3 protein-coding genes are annotated in these 3,127 nt (G+C 71.1%); all 3 read left to right on the top strand.

Going from position 1 to position 3,127, the window contains the following annotated elements:
- Window positions 1-817, top strand: an 817-nt coding sequence (locus tag RMO85_RS12220; protein ID WP_310529002.1) for a DUF6350 family protein, incomplete at its 5' end; no start/stop codon positions are given.
- 16 nt (window positions 818-833) lie between these two features.
- Complete coding sequence (gene purN, locus RMO85_RS12215) at window positions 834-1,433, top strand: phosphoribosylglycinamide formyltransferase (protein ID WP_310529001.1); 600 nt, start codon at window positions 834-836, stop codon at window positions 1,431-1,433.
- Window positions 1,434-1,562: 129 nt separating this feature from the next.
- A partial coding sequence (gene purH / locus RMO85_RS12210) for a bifunctional phosphoribosylaminoimidazolecarboxamide formyltransferase/IMP cyclohydrolase (protein WP_310529000.1) occupies window positions 1,563-3,127 on the top strand: 1,565 nt, incomplete at its 3' end.

Raw genomic sequence — 3,127 nt, 5'->3', positions numbered from 1 at the left:
CGTCGGCTATGTCGTGGTGGCGGTCGTGGTGGCCACCCTCGCGGCGGGGGCAGACACCTCGCTGAGCGTGCCTCGGGTCGTGCTGTGGAGCCTGGCGATGTCGGTGGTCTTCGCCGCACCGGCCATTGCGATCGGCTCCGGCCGCGCGGCGATCTGGGCGACCTTCGTGCCCCAGGTCGTCCGTCAGGGTGCGGCCACGGCGATCGCGATCCTCACTGCCTTCCTCGCCGTCTCGGGCGCCGTGCTCCTGGTCTCGCTGGCCCTGGGCGTCGCAGCGGTCGCCACCATGATGGGCCAGCTCCACCTCGGTGTGGGCGAGGGCACGGTGTATGCCATCGCCAACGGCGGCTTCCTGCCCAACGCGACCCTGTTCTCCGGCTCGTTCCTGCTCGGCCCCGGCTTCGCGGTCGGCGCGCACACCCTCGTCTCGCCCGGTGTCGTGGTGCTGGGACCGCTCCCGCTGTTCGCGGTGCTGGCGTCGCTGCCCGACCCGGGTGCCCCCGGTGTGCTGGTCTCGTCGCTGGTCTGGCTGCCGCCGCTGGTGGCCGCGCTCGCCACCATGTGGTGGCAGCGTCGTCACCCGGCGACCACCTGGCTGGAGGCCGCGCTGCGCGGCTGCGGGGGCGGGATCGCGGCCGGCGTCGCCTTCGCCGTGCTCGCCTCCGTCGCCGGCGGCGCGGTCGGGCCCGGCCGGATGCGCCACATCGGCCCGTTCGTGCCCGATGTGCTGGTCGCCGCCATCACGGCGTTCGGTCTCGGTGGCCTCGTCGGCGCCCTGGTCATGGCCTGGTATCAGCGCCGGGGCAGCGCCGAGTAGTTCTACACTCCGCTGAGTGACCACCAGCCTTGTCGTCCTCGTCTCGGGTGCCGGGACCAACCTGCAGGCCCTGATCGATGCGTGTGCGGACCCGGCGTACGGCGCGAAGATCGTGGCCGTCGGTGCCGACCGGGACGACATCGAGGCACTCGCCCGCGCCGATCGGGCGGGCATCCCGACCTTCGTCAAGCAGGTCTCGCAGTTCGCCAGCCGTGAGCAGTGGGACCGCGCCCTGGCCGACACCGTCGCCGGTTTCGAGCCGGACCTGGTCGTCTCGGCCGGTTTCATGAAGCTGCTCTCCGAGGACTTCCTGGCCCGCCACACCACGGTCAACACCCACCCGGCGCTCTGCCCGTCGTTCCCCGGAATGCACGGCCCGGCGGACGCCCTGGCCTACGGCGTCAAGGTCACCGGGGCGACGCTGTTCATCGTGGACGGGGGCGTCGACAGTGGCCCGATCATCGCCCAGACCGTGGTGCCGGTGCTGGACGACGACACGACCGAGACCCTGCACGAGCGGATCAAGCTCGCCGAGCGCACGATGCTCGTCGACACGATCGGGCTGATGGCCAGCGAAGGGTGGGAACTGGACGGACGTCGCGTGCGACTCGGCTGACTGCTCCGCGATCCGGTCGACTAGGCTGACGCCACACGACTGGCGCAGGTGGGTGACCACCAGGGAGTGAAGCCAGGGAGCATCGAACGCCTGGGTGCTCCCCTCCGCAGCAATTTTGGGAGCAGCCCCGTGTCCGAACGTCTCCACGACCAGATCCCGATCAAGCGCGCTCTCGTCTCCGTCTACGACAAGGCCGGGCTCGCCGATCTCGTCCGGGGTCTGCACGATGCCGGCGTCGAGCTCGTCTCCACCGGAGGCTCGGCCAAGCTGATCGCAGAGCTCGGACTCCCGGTCACCACGGTCGAGGACCTGACCGGCTTCCCGGAGTGCCTCGACGGCCGGGTCAAGACCCTGCACCCGCGCGTGCACGCCGGCATCCTGGCCGACCGTCGTCTCGACACGCACGTCCAGCAGCTCGCGGACCTGGGCGTCGAGCCGTTCGACCTGGTCGTCTCGAACCTGTATCCGTTCACGGCCACGGTCGCGTCCGGTGCCTCGCCCGACGAGTGCGTCGAGCAGATCGACATCGGCGGACCGTCGATGGTGCGAGCGGCCGCCAAGAACCACCCGTCCGTCGCCATCGTCACCTCTCCGCAGAGGTACGCCGACGTGCTGGCCGCCGTCGCCGCCGGTGGCTTCACCCTGGCCGAGCGGAAGGCACTGGCTGCCGAGGCATTCGTGCACACGGCGACGTACGACGTGCACGTGGCGTCGTGGATGGGCAACGTGCTCACCGACACCAGCCAGGGCAGTGGCTTCCCGGCCTGGATGGGCGCGACCTGGACCAAGGAAACCACCCTGCGCTACGGCGAGAACCCGCACCAGCCGGCCGCCCTCTACGTCAACGGGTTCGTCCCCGAGCCCGGCATCGCGCAGGCAACGCAGCTGCACGGCAAGGAGATGTCGTACAACAACTATGTCGACGCGGACGCTGCTCGCCGCGCGTCCTACACCTTCGACGAGCCGGCCGTCGCGATCATCAAGCACGCCAACCCGTGCGGCATCGCCGTCGGCGGCGACGTGGCCGAGGCGCACCGCCGCGCGCACGCCTGCGACCCCGTCTCGGCGTTCGGCGGCGTGATCGCGGTCAACCGTCCGGTCTCGGTCGCCATGGCCGAGCAGCTGCGTGAGACGTTCACCGAGGCCATCGTCGCGCCCGGCTACGACACCGGCGCGGTCGAGGTGCTGCAGTCGCTGCCCAGAGGTGGCAAGAACATCCGGATCCTCCAGTGCGCTCCCGCCACCCGAGGTGGTGCCGAGACTCGACCGATCTCGGGTGGCCTGCTGCTGCAGGCGCGCGACGACGTGGACGCCGAGGGCGACGACCCGTCGACCTGGACGCTGGCCACGGGCGACGCCGCCTCGCCGGAGCTGCTCGCCGACCTCGCCTTCGCCTGGAAGGCGTGCCGTGCGGTGAAGTCCAACGCGATCCTGCTGGCACGCGAGGGCGCATCCGTCGGGGTCGGGATGGGCCAGGTCAACCGGGTCGACTCCTGCCGGCTCGCCGTCGAGCGCGCGGGCGAGCGGGCGGCCGGCTCGGTCGCCGCCTCCGACGCGTTCTTCCCCTTCGCCGACGGTGCGCAGGTGCTGATCGACGGTGGGGTGACGGCGATCGTCCAGCCCGGTGGCTCCATGCGTGACGACGAGGTCATCGAGGCGGCCGAGAAGGCCGGCGTGACGATGTACTTCACCGG

The organism is Nocardioides sp., from assembly GCF_031422975.1.
Classification (GTDB): domain Bacteria; phylum Actinomycetota; class Actinomycetes; order Propionibacteriales; family Nocardioidaceae; genus Nocardioides.
The sequence above is the reverse complement of the archived record's forward strand: the minus strand, read 5'-3'. Positions and strand labels throughout refer to the sequence as shown.